This window comes from Streptomyces sp. NPDC037126, assembly GCF_055605965.1.
The window spans coordinates 26,274-39,516 of the sequence record NZ_JBVJTD010000044.1; the positions used below are offsets into that span (position 1 = coordinate 26,274).

At 69.7% G+C, this 13,243-nt stretch carries 17 protein-coding genes and 1 pseudogene; 2 read left to right on the plus strand and 16 right to left on the minus strand.

Annotated features, from left to right (window positions below):
* Positions 1-103: 103 nt before the first annotated feature.
* From ACZ7FF_RS42770 to ACZ7FF_RS42815, 10 genes are all read right to left on the minus strand, one after another.
* The gene (locus tag ACZ7FF_RS42770) at positions 104-340 is read right to left on the minus strand and encodes a hypothetical protein (RefSeq protein WP_470819873.1); all 237 of its coding nucleotides are present in this window, start codon (positions 338-340) and stop codon (positions 104-106) included.
* Positions 341-364: 24 nt separating this feature from the next.
* On the minus strand, positions 365-916 hold the full coding sequence (locus tag ACZ7FF_RS42775; protein WP_470819874.1) for a hypothetical protein: 552 nt from the start codon (positions 914-916) through the stop codon (positions 365-367).
* Between the two features lie 51 nt (positions 917-967).
* Positions 968-1,111: a hypothetical protein gene (locus tag ACZ7FF_RS42780; RefSeq protein WP_365170482.1), complete on the minus strand. Its 144-nt coding sequence runs from the start codon at positions 1,109-1,111 to the stop codon at positions 968-970.
* 88 nt (positions 1,112-1,199) lie between these two features.
* Positions 1,200-2,990, minus strand: a complete 1,791-nt coding sequence (locus tag ACZ7FF_RS42785) for a type IV secretory system conjugative DNA transfer family protein (RefSeq protein ID WP_470819875.1) — start codon at positions 2,988-2,990, stop codon at positions 1,200-1,202.
* A 33-nt stretch (positions 2,991-3,023) separates the two neighbouring features.
* A complete protein-coding gene (locus ACZ7FF_RS42790) occupies positions 3,024-3,377 on the minus strand; it encodes an SPDY domain-containing protein (protein ID WP_470819877.1) in 354 nt (117 codons plus the stop codon).
* Positions 3,263-3,664: an SPDY domain-containing protein gene (locus ACZ7FF_RS42795; protein WP_470819898.1), complete on the minus strand. Its 402-nt coding sequence runs from the start codon at positions 3,662-3,664 to the stop codon at positions 3,263-3,265. Before ACZ7FF_RS42795 ends, ACZ7FF_RS42790 begins: the two co-directional genes overlap by 115 nt.
* 733 nt (positions 3,665-4,397) lie before the next feature.
* Positions 4,398-5,201: an SPDY domain-containing protein gene (locus ACZ7FF_RS42800; RefSeq protein WP_470819879.1), complete on the minus strand. Its 804-nt coding sequence runs from the start codon at positions 5,199-5,201 to the stop codon at positions 4,398-4,400.
* The gene (locus ACZ7FF_RS42805) at positions 5,198-5,560 is read right to left on the minus strand and encodes a hypothetical protein (RefSeq protein ID WP_365169332.1); all 363 of its coding nucleotides are present in this window, start codon (positions 5,558-5,560) and stop codon (positions 5,198-5,200) included. Before ACZ7FF_RS42805 ends, ACZ7FF_RS42800 begins: the two co-directional genes overlap by 4 nt.
* 21 nt (positions 5,561-5,581) lie before the next feature.
* Positions 5,582-6,385: an SPDY domain-containing protein gene (locus ACZ7FF_RS42810; RefSeq protein WP_470819881.1), complete on the minus strand. Its 804-nt coding sequence runs from the start codon at positions 6,383-6,385 to the stop codon at positions 5,582-5,584.
* Positions 6,382-6,765, minus strand: a complete 384-nt coding sequence (locus ACZ7FF_RS42815) for a hypothetical protein (RefSeq protein WP_470819883.1) — start codon at positions 6,763-6,765, stop codon at positions 6,382-6,384. Before ACZ7FF_RS42815 ends, ACZ7FF_RS42810 begins: the two co-directional genes overlap by 4 nt.
* 533 nt (positions 6,766-7,298) lie before the next feature.
* Between ACZ7FF_RS42815 and ACZ7FF_RS42820 the strand changes: the two genes are divergently transcribed.
* Positions 7,299-7,754 carry a hypothetical protein gene (locus tag ACZ7FF_RS42820; protein ID WP_470819885.1) on the plus strand — a complete coding sequence of 152 codons (456 nt, stop codon included), beginning with the start codon at positions 7,299-7,301 and terminating at the stop codon, positions 7,752-7,754.
* 344 nt (positions 7,755-8,098) lie between these two features.
* Here the strand turns inward: ACZ7FF_RS42820 and ACZ7FF_RS42825 are convergent, their stop codons facing one another.
* From ACZ7FF_RS42825 to ACZ7FF_RS42840, 4 genes are read right to left on the minus strand one after another with little or no spacing between them, the layout of a single operon-like run.
* Complete coding sequence (locus ACZ7FF_RS42825) at positions 8,099-8,857, minus strand: hypothetical protein (protein ID WP_470819887.1); 759 nt, start codon at positions 8,855-8,857, stop codon at positions 8,099-8,101.
* Positions 8,858-8,886: 29 nt separating this feature from the next.
* On the minus strand, positions 8,887-9,579 hold the full coding sequence (locus tag ACZ7FF_RS42830) for a hypothetical protein (protein WP_470819888.1): 693 nt from the start codon (positions 9,577-9,579) through the stop codon (positions 8,887-8,889).
* A gap of 14 nt (positions 9,580-9,593) precedes the next feature.
* Positions 9,594-10,010 carry a hypothetical protein gene (locus ACZ7FF_RS42835; protein ID WP_470819890.1) on the minus strand — a complete coding sequence of 139 codons (417 nt, stop codon included), beginning with the start codon at positions 10,008-10,010 and terminating at the stop codon, positions 9,594-9,596.
* Positions 10,007-10,447, minus strand: a complete 441-nt coding sequence (locus tag ACZ7FF_RS42840; RefSeq protein ID WP_470819892.1) for a hypothetical protein — start codon at positions 10,445-10,447, stop codon at positions 10,007-10,009. Before ACZ7FF_RS42840 ends, ACZ7FF_RS42835 begins: the two co-directional genes overlap by 4 nt.
* A 549-nt stretch (positions 10,448-10,996) precedes the next feature.
* Between ACZ7FF_RS42840 and ACZ7FF_RS42845 the strand changes: the two are divergent.
* A pseudogene (locus ACZ7FF_RS42845) lies at positions 10,997-11,089 on the plus strand (IS5 family transposase); the annotation flags it as partial.
* Positions 11,090-11,174: 85 nt separating this feature from the next.
* Here ACZ7FF_RS42845 and ACZ7FF_RS42850 read toward each other — a convergent pair.
* Both ACZ7FF_RS42850 and ACZ7FF_RS42855 read right to left on the minus strand, forming a co-directional pair.
* Entirely contained in the window at positions 11,175-12,029 is an 855-nt protein-coding gene (locus ACZ7FF_RS42850; RefSeq protein ID WP_345576833.1) for a hypothetical protein, read from the minus strand.
* A complete protein-coding gene (locus tag ACZ7FF_RS42855) occupies positions 12,026-13,135 on the minus strand; it encodes an ATP-dependent nuclease (RefSeq protein WP_470819894.1) in 1,110 nt (369 codons plus the stop codon). The genes ACZ7FF_RS42850 and ACZ7FF_RS42855 overlap by 4 nt, the downstream gene beginning before the upstream one ends.
* Positions 13,136-13,243 lie beyond the last annotated feature (108 nt).

A 13,243-nucleotide genomic window follows, 5' to 3' on the forward strand; every position in this document is an offset into this window, starting at 1 on the left:
CCAAGCGATATACAGACGAGCGTGGGCGAGGCGGGAATCTGGGGGCTTCCTTGCGTGAACGAGGCTGCGGCAGGAAGGCAGGCGCTGCGCGCGTGTGGCGCCGTCAGCGGCGTGCGCGGGCGGTGGTGGCCGTAGCCGGGGCGGAGACAGGGCGGGCCGCGGACAGGCGGATGTGCAGGGGGGAATCGATGACCGTGCTGAGGACGGAAAGACCGAGAGACGTCAGGCGGACGCGGTCGCGCAGCGGCCCACCGGGGAAGAAGGGGGCGGCGGAGGCGGGCTCGCGGGTCACGAGTTCCTGGCTTTCCAGGTGACGCAGCACGTCGACGTCCACCGACACGGTGTGGCCGTAGCCGCGTTGCCCCTACTGCCCGGTGACGACGACGTGGCCACGGGCGACTTCGAGCAAGGCGTCGCGATGGCCGGCGTCCATGCCGGGGACGGTGGTGCTGCTGCGCGCCCGGTCGGGAAGTCTGGCGGCAATATACGTGGCGGACTCGACGATGGCGGCGGGAGCGAGGGCGGTGAGTTCGCGGGCCAGCCGCAGGTACTGACCGAGCCCCCGACGGGAATCGCGGGGTGCGTGGGCCGCATCGCCCTCGGGCAGTGCTTGCTGGGCGGCGGTGAGGTAGCGGGTGGCTCCGCTGGTCAGGTGGGCGATCTGCTTGAGTCGTACGACGGCGCTGGACACCGGTTCGATGGCAGGCAGGCGCTGCTGCCGGACCGCTGTGATGGAGGCAAGGGCCTCGCGTTCCAGGCGCCGGGCAGATGACACGGAAGCCCCCGGCTCATGAGGGGCGCGGCCGGCGAACAGTAGGTCGATCAGGTCGTTGTGCTCGGTGTACAGGTCGGCAAGTGCCAGCAGCCGCTCCACGGGCATCAGCGGCACGGGCGCGTCCACGTCAAACAGGGGCATGTGGTTGTGGTCGGGTGGTGTCGTCATCACAGGTGGCGGAGGTAGACAGGGTCAGCGCAGGCGGGCGGCATGCTGGTCGGGGAGTGGCGCTGGCACAGCGAGTCCGCTGGGCGGCTGGGGCGTGGTAAGGCTGGCGCGGGCGTCCGACAGCGCGCGCAGGGTCTCGTGGACGTGCAGGCTGAGCTGACTGTGCATGGCGGGGGCGTGTGGTGCCGGTGCCAGGTGCGCATGAAGTCCTTGGCCTCGCGGGAGCGGTCCGGCACCAGGTGCAGCCAGCACTCGCTCATGCGGCCTGCCGGTAATCCGACTGGAGCGGGGCGTGCTTGGCGACGGCACGCTCGGTGATCGCCTTCGAGGCGCGGGCCGAGGCGGCGGCCAGTTCGTCTGCACCGGGCTCTGCGTACCAGGGGCGCAGGTCGAGCATCGCGGCGCGCATGCCGGTGGCGAAGACCAGGGCGGTTCCCTTGGGCAGGGCGCGGATCGCATCGGCCGGCAGGATCCGCTCCTGCCGCATCGACACGGACGTCGACTTCCCGGACTCGGAGGTGGAGGTGGAAGTGGTCTCGACGTCGTGGTCACCGATCAGTCGGGACAGCTTGTCCGCGAAGTCCGGGTCATCGATACCGGAGCCGATGACCTTGACGGTCGCGGCCGACCACATCGCGTCCATGCCCGCGTCACCCCAGACCTTCTGGCCCTGGCGGTAGGACTGCAGGATCGTGATCGGGATGATCCCGCGCGAGCCGAGGTGGGAGTACAGGTCCGGCAGGTCACTGATCTTGCAGACGTTGGCGGCCTCGTCCAGGATCGCCAGCATCGGCGGGTCGAGCCGGCCGCCGGCGCGCTCGGCCTGGGCGGTCGCGGCCCGCATCACGGAGTCCGCGCACGCTGCGATCAGCGCCGATGCGCCTCCGCCGCCGTCCTTCGACAGCAGGTACAGGGTGTCGGTGGAGGTGACGAACTCCGACGGGCGGAACTCGGGGACGTCCTTCTGCGGGGTGACCCAGGCGGCGATCTCGCTGTTGAGGAGGGCGGCGGCGTACTGGCGGGCGGTCTCGTAGATGCCGTCGCGGGTCTCGGGCGGGCCTTCCACGGTGCCCTTGAGCTGGGCGGCGACCGCGGTGAAGCCGTGGTCGCGCAGGATGTCGAGTGGAGTGCGGTCGGCGGGGAAGGCCAGCCACTGCATCACGTCGGTGATCGGTCGGTCATCGAGCGCGGCGGCGAGGAAGAGCTGGGAGAGGATGTTGGATCCGGCCTTGGACCAGAAGTCGCCCTGCTGGGAGGCGTCCACGGAGGCGGCGAGGAAGTGACCGGCCAGGCGGCCGGCGCCATCCAAAGTTTTGGCGTCCGCCAAGGGGTTCCACCACATATCGCGGGCGGCGTGCGCGATCTGCTGCGGGTCCATCGACCACACCCGGCCCACCGCTGCGCGGGCGTCGAGGGTGGCGGTGTAGGCGTCGCCGGCCGCCTTGTTCGAGGTCAGCAGGACGGGGCCCGGCGCGTTGAGGATCGACGGGATCGCCAGCGAGGTGGTCTTGCCCGACCGCGGCGCCATGATGGCGACGGCCACGTCCTCGTACCCCATGCGGACCTCGTGCCTGGTGCCCTGGAGATTGCCGAGGAGGATGCCGGTGTCGCGGGCGTCGATGTGCTTCGCGGTCTTCAGGCTCGGGCGCAGCGAGCGCGCCTTGTCGGTGATCGCCTTGGCCATCAGAGGCTCGATGTCCTTCGGCTTGGCCATTCCGGTGATCTTCTTCTTCCGACCACCACCGTTGCTCTTGTGCCGAGCCCACAGCAGGCCGGCTGTTGCACCGAGGGCGAGAAGGACGGTGACGGGGATGATGCGGGCACCGATCAGCAGGGACGTTTCTCCGGCCGTCGGCCAGAGCTGGTCGGGGTGGAGCAGGGCGGTGGTCGGCTGGTACGACGCCCAGGGGTGTCCGGTGAGGCAGGCGGTGATGTTGCCGGACAGCCAGGCGAGGTGGGACAGGGGGACGACGACGGCGAGGACGCCCATCAGGAGACGGAAGGCGATGTCGTAGCCGTCGGAGTTGTTGGCGGAGGTGGGAGGCAAAGGGCTACGTGCTTCGGTGCGGGGACAAGGGCATCAGTGGGTGCGGCCGGGACCGGCGGACGGGCGTCGGGGGATGGCGGTTGGCGCTGCCGGGGCCGCGTGTCGGGCGGCGAGTTGGCGGACGCGGTCCTCCAGCGCGGAGGCGACCTGCTGGGCCGGTACTTCCTGGCGGGTGTGGGTGACCAGATCCGGGTTGCGGGTCGTGAGGCTGAGTACCGTGCCGGTGCGTGCTGTCGGGTGCGGGTCGGTGAGCGCGGTGGTGAATGCGGCGATCAAGTGCTTGGGTGTGTGCTCGCCGAAGCGGGCCTGCCACACCGGGGGCCGTGCGTCGTCCAGGACGGCGCCGATCCACCAGGTCCCTGTCGTCTCGTGGACGTCGACCCGCACGGTGCCGTCGGGTGAGACGAACCGGTGGGGGTTGTAGGACGGCGACCACCCGGCGGCCAGGAGCGGTCCAAGGGGTCGTGGGTTTTGTCCCGGTCGGTGGTGGGATCGGTGAGTGCGTCGGTGAAGCCCGCGATGATCTCGACGGGGGTGCGGGCGCCGAAGCTCGCGTACCAGGCGGGCCGGTCCTCGGTGGGCGCGTGCTGGAGCGTCCACCACTGGCCGTCGGGGTCCGGTTCCAGCCGCAGGAGGGCCTTTTGGTCGGGGCTGGAGAGGATGACGCGCGGCATCAGGGGGTCGTGGCCGTGGCTCCAGCCGCAGGCGTGGTGCAGGGGGACGGTGATCCATGCGGGATCACCGCCGCCGGCCAGGTGACGTGGAGCAATGAAGTCGACGTCGACCGTCTGGGAAGGGCCGTCGTGCACCGTCACCTCCGCGCTGCCGCGGTTCGGCCAGTGGCCCGGGCTGGTCGCGTGGTGGGCGGGGGAGCCAGCGGGGACGGCGCGTGCCGGGCAGCGGTGTTGATCTCACTGATGACGTGACCGTGGGTGGCCCAGTCGTCGAGGTAGCTCCCGCACTCGGCGTGGTGCTCGGCAAGGGCGGCGTCGAAGACGTTCGTCCCGGGCTTGCCGTCGGCCGGGAGACTTTCGCGGGTGCGGAGCCACTCCTCGTGCAGCGTGTTGAGGCGGTCCAGCGCGTCGCGCAGGACGCCGAGCTGGTAGATCCAGCGGGTCTGCGCGGTGCCGGCCGGAACCAGAGACAGTTGTGCGTCGGCGGTGTCCAGCAGCTGCTGGGCGCCTGCGCGCAGGTCCTCGAACGCTGCGGCGGTGTCGGCATCGCGCTGTTGCTGGCGCAGCCCGTAGGCGTGGTCGTCGTACGGCCAGCCGTCGAGGTCGGTGTGCTCGTCGGAGTAGACGTTCCAGGCGTCGAGGATCTTCTTGGCCTCGCGGATGTAGCCGTCGAGGTGGCCCAGGAACTCACGGTGAGCGTGCGGGTGGGAGATAGGGGTGTCCTTTCGCGGGGTCAGAGGCGGGCGGCCGGCCGTGCGGCGGCGGGCGCCGCCGGAGAGGTGCTGGGTTTGCTGTTCTGCCGGCGGGCGGCACGGACCTTGGCACGGATGCTGTTGAGACGGTCCGTGTGTGCCTCGACGATCTGCTCCGGCCTGAGCGGGCTGGGTGTCTGAACGGCGCTGTGGTGGGCGGTGCGGTCGCCCATCCCGCGCTGGAGCGGGGCGGGGTCGACGAGCGTGGTGAGGAAGGCGTTGACCAGGTGGCCGGGCGTGCGGTCGTCGAAGGAGGCGTGCCACAGCCGGGGGCCGTGGCGCCCGCGGTCGGGATCGTGGACCTCCATCTGCCAGGACGGGAGGGAGTCGGAGCGCCGTTCGAGGCGACAGGCAGCGTCCGGTGAGCTGGCCGCGGCGCGTGCGTCCAGGAGCCATCCCGCAGCGTCCACCACATCCAGCGGGCTGCTGTGTTCGGTGGGTGCGGGGGCGACGAGGGCGTCGGTGAAGCCGGCGAGGACCTCGGCGGGCACGAGTTCGCTGAAGGTGGCGGTCCAGCCCGGCTCGGTGTCGGTGGATCCGGCCCACAGCCGCCACCAGGCGAGCGTGCCGGACTCCGGGACGAAGTCGAGGCGGTAGCGGTGATCCGGGCTGCTCAGGACGATCTCGGGGCTGAGCGGGTCGGAGGTGCGTTTCCATCCGGCGGCGGCCAGGCCGTGGGTGACATGGTGGGCGTCGCCGGGGCCGGCGAGGTGACGGGGACTGGTGTCGAACGGGATGCGCCAGGTGTGCCTCCTGGCGAATTCTTCGAGCTGCTGTCCGCTCACCGGCACGAGCCGCACCCCAGCGTGCGCGTCGGCTCGGAGGAGGCGTACAAGGCGCGGAGGTCGTCGATGACGTAGTGGAGTGTGTGCTGGTCGGTCTGTTCCCAGGCGGCACTGCGCAGTTCCTGGACCAGAAGGTCGACCTTGTGGTCCAGCGGGGTGTCCGGGCGGTGGGTCTGCACGATGCGGGCGAGGGCACGCAGGGCGTCGGCGAGCTGGACGGGAAGGCCGGTGTACTCGTCCAGCAACGGCTCGACCAGGGCGAGGGCTTCGGCGGGGTCCGGGTCCTGGCGCAGGTATTCGGTGAGGCGGGAGAGGGTCTCGGTGGCGGCGTGGACGCTGTCCGGGGTGAGGTCGGGCACAGAATTCCTTGGTGGTGCGGGTCAGCGGCGGGCGCGGAAGGCGCCGGCACCGGCGTGGTGTCGGGGAGTGGTGCGGAGGCGTGGGCTGCGGACGGAGTTGCGGGCCCAGGTGGCGGCGCGGGCGGCGGTGATGCGGGCCTGTTGCCAGGCGCTGAGCTGTGAGGGCAGGACGGACACGGAGGTGGTCCGGATCTTCGTGCTGTGCGGGACGCGTCCGCGGGGGCGCATGACCGGCTCGGGAGAGGCCAGCGCGGTGGAGAAGGCTTGGATGAGGTGCATGGGGGTGCTGGGTGCGAACTGGGCGGTCCAGCCGTTGCCGCGCTCGTCCCTTGCGCCTGACCACCACAGGGCGTTGCCGTCACCGTCCTGGCGGAAGTGCATCCACGCCGTACCGTCGGGGCTGGCCGCTGTGTAGTTCCGGCCTTCGAACTGCGTGTGCCAATGCTGCTCTTGCAGGGGCGCCCACACGTTGGGGGCGTGCGCGGAGCGGGAGAGGGTGAGAGCGTCGGTCAGTCCAGCGACGATTTCTACCGGCGCCTGCCGGCCGATCACCGCCCACCACTCGGCCTGGTTGCCTTGTGCCGCGCTGCGGATGGTCCAGCCGCCGGGCTGGGTGTAGGGGTCGTAGGAGAGGCGGACCGCACGGTCGGGGCTCTCCATGACCAGAGGGCCGCCGTTCGTGGACTTGTCCTGCCAGCCGGACGCGCGCAGGAACTCCGAGACGTGACGGATGTCGCCTCCGCCGGCCAGCGTCCGCGGTTCGACGAGGTAGTGCTGCTCGGCCTGCTCGCCCGGCCCCCAGCCCTGCCACTGGGTTTTCCTCACCGGCGCCGCCGGGCGACCAGCGGGGCCGGGGCGGGAGGCTTGCTCGCTGCCAGGCCCGTCCGTGTGCCGAACTGGACGAGGGCGTCCTTGTGGTCGTCCAGGTCCAGGCCGATGCTGTACAGCTCGTTCGCGGCCCGGCCCAGGGACAGCCACACTTCTGCCGGTAGCGCACCGCGTTCGGCCTGGTGCCGGGCAAGGCGGGACCCGGCTTCTACGAGCTGGGTGAAAGCGCCGAGGATGCCGTCATCCGGGTTGACGATGCGTGCGATGACCTGGACGGCTTCGTCGGCGGGCAGTTGGTGCAGATCGTGGGAAAGGTGTGCGAGCCGCTGGGTGATCTCGGCGGTCAGTCGGGCGGTGTTCTGTGTCGGGTGCGGCATGCTCCTCCAGGCGGTAGATCGGGATTACGGGCGGGTGGTCCGGTGGGCTTCACTGAGGGCGGTCTCGGGGCGCGCACCGGCCAGGAGACAGGTGCGGTCGGGCCCTGCCGGTATGCAGGCGCGCAGGTAGCGGCGGAACACGGCGGTCGCCAAGCGGGGGCTGAGGCGCCGGCTCATCGGCGGGGGTGTGCGGGGAGTTACGGGCTTCTCCGAGTGGTTGTTCGGGTGGGGGTGAGGGCGGGCCCCGGCTGGGGCCCGCCGCGTTTACGGGGCACGTCCGGTGGGCGCGGGGCGCCGGGAGGTGGCGGCAGGGCCGCCGGGCGGGTGGGTGGTCTGGCGGGAGGTGCCGGATCGGATGTCGTGCAGTGCCTGCTGGTAGGCGGCCTGGTCGAACACCTCGGGTGTGCAGTTGACCTTGTATCCGGCCAGCAGGAGGGTGGGGATGGCGCGGGTCGCCAGGCGCTGCTGCTCGGCGCTGTCGAGGTGTGCGGGGACCTCGTGCCAGATGTAGACGGGCTCCGGGGCGGGGACTGGTGTCGTTCGAAGCCCAGCTGGTCGAGCTGGTCGAGCAGCTTCGCGGGCGCACCGGTCGGCGTCTCGACGTAGATGGTGGTATTCAGCCATCTGCGGTAGATCTCGACGTCGGTGCCGTACTCGTCGGCACGGTTGCCCATGACTCTCCTGTTTCCGCGGTTGCGGGATACGGCAGCGACAGGACGCTGTGCTGGGCTGTGCGTCCTCACTGCCTGACCCGGTTGGGCGGGCATGCGGGCGACGTCGTTTCGGACGCGGAGGATCTGGTCGGCGGCCCGCGAGAGCGCATCAGCCGCGCTCCCGAGCTGCGCAGCCGGTTCGAGGTTTGCGCCACTGGCGCCGGGCTGCAGGGACCACAAGCAGGCGACCGCTATGGCCTGCCGGATGAGCGGCAGAAGTCCCTCGGCGGGTGCGCCGATCTCGGTCAGGAGGGCAGCCCTCTCCTCGCCGCTTGAGGCACGAGTGCCCTGTTGGGCCAGCTCAGCGACGTACCGCAGTGCGGCCTCCCGGCCGGCGTCGGGTACGGCGAGGGCGTTCAAAGCTGGGTCGAGGTGAACGCTGTATCCGGCACTCAGCAGGGCGTGCGATGCGGCCGTGGCTTTCCGACGCTGTTCGGCGGCGGGAAGACCATGGGGAAGACGGTGGTACGTGCCGCGGGGGCCGGGGTGATCGAGGAAGCCGGCTCGCTGCAGGAGAGCGGCGGCTTGCTCGGTGCCGCCCAGGGCGACGACCAGTCCGCTTCGCGCGTCCTTGGCGATGGTGACGTACTCCAGGACATCGAAGTCGGGCTCGACCTCGCTCATCGCGTCCGGGCCGCTGGCGCCCGGGACGCCGTCGGGGCCGGCGGGGCTGCCGGCGCCGTGGCAGTGGGGGCGATCCGGCCGGAGGGGTGCTGGAGTGCGGTGCCGATGCCGTGGGCGCGCAGCTGCTGGCCGGTTGCGCGGACGGCACGCGCCTGCTTGTAGGTGTCGTCGCCGGAGAGCCGGTAGACGCCGGTCTGCTCGTCTTTGACGAAGCCGTTGGCGGCCAGCACGTTCGCGGCTGTGTCCCCGACCGGGGCGGCGGCGAGGCTGCCGTCCGGCTGCCAGGTCAGCACGACCCGGTCCGGCTGCGAGGGCACGATGTCGTCCATGGCGTTGAGGCGGACGCGGGCCAGGGCGGTGTCGTAGCGGGCGAGCAGGTCACCGGCGACCTGTTCTGCGGCGAGGAAGGGGTCGTCGGTCACCGCGATGCCATTGGGCTCGGGCACGCCGCGGTACGCCTCGTCGGGCAGGCCGCGCGGTGCAACGGCGGCGATGAGGAAGCCGTCGCGCTCGTCGTGCCGGTCGAGAATGACCAGCTGGGCGCCGTCCGGACGGGACAGGACGGCCGCCTGGCGCAACGGGTGCGCGGCGAGGGATTCGGCGACGAGGTCCAGGTCCCAGAGGCGGTCGGCCAGCTCGGCAAGAGCCTCCTGGTCCTTGGCGGGGTGGTGGGTGCTGCGCCAGGTACCGGGGAGTTCGCCGGCGAGAACGTCTGCGAAGGAGGCGAGGCGCTCGGGGTCTTCGTGGTGGTGCATGGAGTCCTTGGCGGGGGAGGGGGATGGTGTCAGCGGCGCGGGCCGGCGGCCACGGGCGGGGGGAGCGGGATGGCGCGCGGCGGAGGTGGGCAGGCGCACACGGCGGACCGTTCGCGTTCGTCGGCAGGGACCTCTTGGGTGCACGCGACGCGGCCGGGGTGCGGGGCATGCCGGTCGGCGAGGTCATTGCGCGTGTGCACCAGGTCGGTGCGGACGACGGCGAGGCGTTCCTCGGCGAGGTAGCGCAGCCGTCGCGCGGTGTATGGGGCAGTTGATGTGCCAAGATCGTCGTGGAACTCAGCCGCAGCAGTGAGGACTTGGCCGACGGCATCGAGGATGCCGTCGCAGGGGGCAGTCAGCTCGGTCAGGATCTCAGCGACCTCGTCTGTGGTGGTCGCCTGTCGGATTCGGTCGGCGAGCTGGGCCACCGAGGCACCCAGCGGCTCGTACTGGGCGGGGCGGCGGTCGGTGTCGAAGGACGGGTCGCAGTCGACCTGGTAGCCGACCGCCCGCAGCCGGGCCACGGCTTCGGTGGCCAGGCGGTTCTCCTCGTCCTGCGCCAGGCCGACGGGAGCGCGGTGGTAGGTCTCGTGGAGGCGGTGGACGGGTACGAAGCCCGCCCGTTGAAGCACGCTGTGGGCTTCCGGATCGCCACCGCGAGCAAGTACTTCCGCGGAGTGCGGGTCGCGGCGGATGGTCAGGGCGCGGTCGGCCAGAGGCAAGGGAAAGGTTTCTCCTAAGGTGAGTGGCCGGCACAGGCTCGTGCGGCCGGTACCGCTGGCGCTGCTGTCGACCGCTTGGAGCGGGTGGTCAGACGGGCAGCGGCGTCATCGAGGTCCTGCTGGATGCCGTAGAGGCGGCGGGCGATCAGCTCCAGCTGGTGCGCAGTCGCTGGGCCTGTGCCGGGCTGGATCGAGGCGCGGTGCGAGGTGTGCTCGATGAGGCCGCGCACGGTGGCCAGCGGACCGGACCGCTCGTCGGCGAGCTGGGCGAGGACGGTGGCGAGCTGATCGGACGCGGTCGGTACGGCCCTGGCCACCTGCCGGTCGTCGGATGCGGACGTGGTGGTGGTGAGGCGCAGGTCCCTGGTGGCCTGGGTCCGTGGGCGCGCCAGTGTGGGGGCGCGGCCGGGGCGGCGGAGAGGCAGTCTCACCGGCCGCCCCGGGCATCGGCGATGTGGACCAGTTGGCCGAGGGCCGTGGTGGTGTACCAGCCGCAGTCGATAACAGCGTCGGCGTGGTCGGCGTACTTCGGCATCAGATGATCAGCCATGGCTCGCAGGTAGATCATGCAGTCCGGGCAGCGGCGCGAGAGGTGCACGAGGTAGCGGGGGTGCGCGGTGATGAACGTCTGCGCTCCGCCGTTGGGATCGCGTAGCCGCCAGCCGTCCTCGTCGGTCGGGGTGTGCCAGGACGGGGCGACGACCTGCATCGCATCCCCCCACAACTCGGCCCCCGACACACCCTTGACGACCACGACTTGGTCGCCGGCCTCGAAGTGCCCATGAGTGATGTCCCGATAGGGCGTGAGGGGATCGGGTGTCGGCGCGAAGGCCCGGGTGGATGGCGGGGTCCAGGATGGTGGGAGCATGCGGATCCTTCCACGCTGTGCGTGTGGCGGCGGGAGGATCAATGGTCCGCAGGATCACCGGTTTGGCTAACCGGCGATCTGCGGCTATGTTGCGCCCCGATCCGGAGGCCGTTATGCGCCGTGCTCTGGCGGAAAGTCACTCGCAGTAGACGCTGTCACGTGGGTAGAGCGCCGGGGAGAACGGTATGTCGGATCACCTTGGGGGGTAGCAATGCGACGGTCACCGATTTCTGGCAGGGATCGTGGCGACGCTGTTCATCCTGGAGGCCGCAGCATCCGGTGGTCTTAACTGGGCCAGACCCAGAGGTCGTTTTCGCCTGAGTTGCCCGTGCATCCAGTGGATTGTTAAACCGCTGGGTTCTGGTGATCTTACTACTGAGGGGCGGGTTGATTACTGCTAATCAGGTGGGGTGACAGGCGAGGCTGGAAGTGGCTTGTGCCTGTCTCACGCCAGGGTGCCCGGCCTTCGCTGCCGAGTGCTTTCGTTGTCGCGGCTGTGCGCCGGGGCGAAGTCAGTCCGCGGCGGTACGTGGAGACACCCCGACGTGACGTCCTTATCCGAGTGATCCGTCCGATGTTCGCTGGGAGTTGATCGAGCCGGTGCTGTCTGCCTGGCGCTTCGAATTCCGAAACGATGGGCTGTGGAGCGGACACCATCTCTTGGCCCGACCCGACACCACACGCCAAACGTCACATGCAGTGATGAAACACCGAGAAAAGCGACCTCTTAAGGGGCTTCATCGACGCCGTGGTGGAGGTACCAATCACTGCTGGCTAGCCCGTAGCGCAGGGCTGTATCCCAGGCGTTTGGCCCATGTGTACGGGCGTGCTGCTTAGCGGCCTCATATAGGTGATCGGTCAGGGCGGGTATGCCTCCTTCGCTTCGTATCTGCCGGTGCAGCCACTGGTCCGCAGTCACCACGGACACGCTGAACTCGGCATAGCGGTCAGCCAGTTGGAATGTGTCGAAGTGGTACTCCACGCGGGCACGGAGCTCAGCGTCCCAGTTGGGCAGGGCCTGGATGTGGAACTGCACGGGCCAGCCCGTGATGTCCGCAACGAGATACCGGCCAGTTTCGCCGGGGCGGTCGTAGTAGGGATGCAGGGTGCGCTGGCCAGCGGTGATGCCGATCCGATCGCCTTTCATCTGGTTGCACTTGCCGCAGGCCGGCACCAGGTTGACCGGACAAATTGCGTACAGCGGCAGCGCCTCCTTGGGCAGGTGGTGATCGAGCGAACCGATCTCACTGTTGCCGCACAGGAGGCAGCGCCCGAACGGTGCGCGGGCCTTGAGCTCGTCGTACTTCCTTCTCCCGTCGCGACGCCCCACCAGCCCTGCACTGTAGAGGGTCTTCAGATGTACCCCGTCACGGTCCGGTGTCTTCTTCTCGGCGTCGCGCTCGTAGATGGCAAGTGCGTAGAGCCGGTCCTGCTCGGCGAAGTAGGTGTACTTCTTCTCGGCTGCGGACAGGTCTGCTTCGCGGGCCAGGAGCCGCTTCTTCAGGACGGGGTCCTGCAGGCGTCTGCAGGCGGCGGTCAGTGTGTCTTTCACCGTCATGGCCGGAGGGTCGATCGGAATCATGAGGTGCTTCCCTCCCGGCGGAGGGTGAGGACACGCAGCAGACCGCGGGCTTCGCTGCCCAGGGACTCGAAGTCCGCCACAATGTCCTCGTAGCTCCGCCCCGCGTCAACCTCCCTGGCCAAGGCCGCGTAAAAGCCGGTGGCGGCGGACTCCAGGCCGAATGCCTCGTGCGTGAGTGCGCTGACGTTCTCCCCGTAGGTCTCCATCTGGGGCCGCTCCGCTTTCACCACGTCGCCGTAGCGGCGCAGCGTGTAGACGCACGACCGTGGTACCTCCTGCAGGACGACCGGTGAGTGCGTAGCCACGACCGCCATCCCGTTGACGTCGGACAGGAAGTCCGACAGGGCGCGGATGAACGCCGAGAGCAGGGGTGGCTGAAGGTGGGCTTCGGGCTCGTCCACGAAGACAACCGTGCGCTCGGTCACCTCATGGACTAGCCGTGTCAAGGTCAGCAAAGCGATCTTGTGGCCAGAGCTCATCGGCTCAAAGAGCTGCTTCGCGGCGGCTTCGAACCGGCGGTCAGATCCCTCGGACAACAGCGCTTCGAGGTCGCCTTCGTAGTCGTCCAGAAAGCCGGACTCCGGATACCGAAGCGTAGCCATGATCTGTTCCCAGCGGCTGCGCCGGGCACCGATACGGGCCGTGGCAAGACTGCTGGCGAATTCCTTGGACAGGTCCTCACCCGTCTTCAGGCGCTGCGGATCACTGCCGTCCCGCAGCCCGATGTACGCGAACCCCGCAGGCGCGTCCTGGTGGTGAAGTAGTTCATCGAAGGCGCTGAAGGACACCAGCACCACGTTCGGTGTGACCTGGGCAGATCGGGACGTCGTGAGCTGTCTGACCTCGATACTTCCCGAGGCTACCCCGGCAGCCATCGCACGCATCATGCTGGTCTTGCCCACTCCGTTGCGGCCGATCAGTGCGTGTACGTTGCTCGGCGGCAGTGACGCCGGGATGGCACGGAACTCCAACTTGGGCGGTTCATGGCCAGCACCGGGAGGTCGGGGAGGCGTATAGTCCCACTCGAAGGTGACGACCCGCTCTCGGCCGCGAGCGATGAGGTGCAGGCGCTCCAGTTCCGCTCGAGGATGGCGGACGTCCCGCATTAGGGAGTCTCTGAGTGGGCGGTTCGTAAGGTGATGTCCGTTTCCGGTTGAGGCTGGGCAAGGTCGCTGGTGGAGGCTCCGTCGGCTATGGCTTCCTGGCGAAGTTGC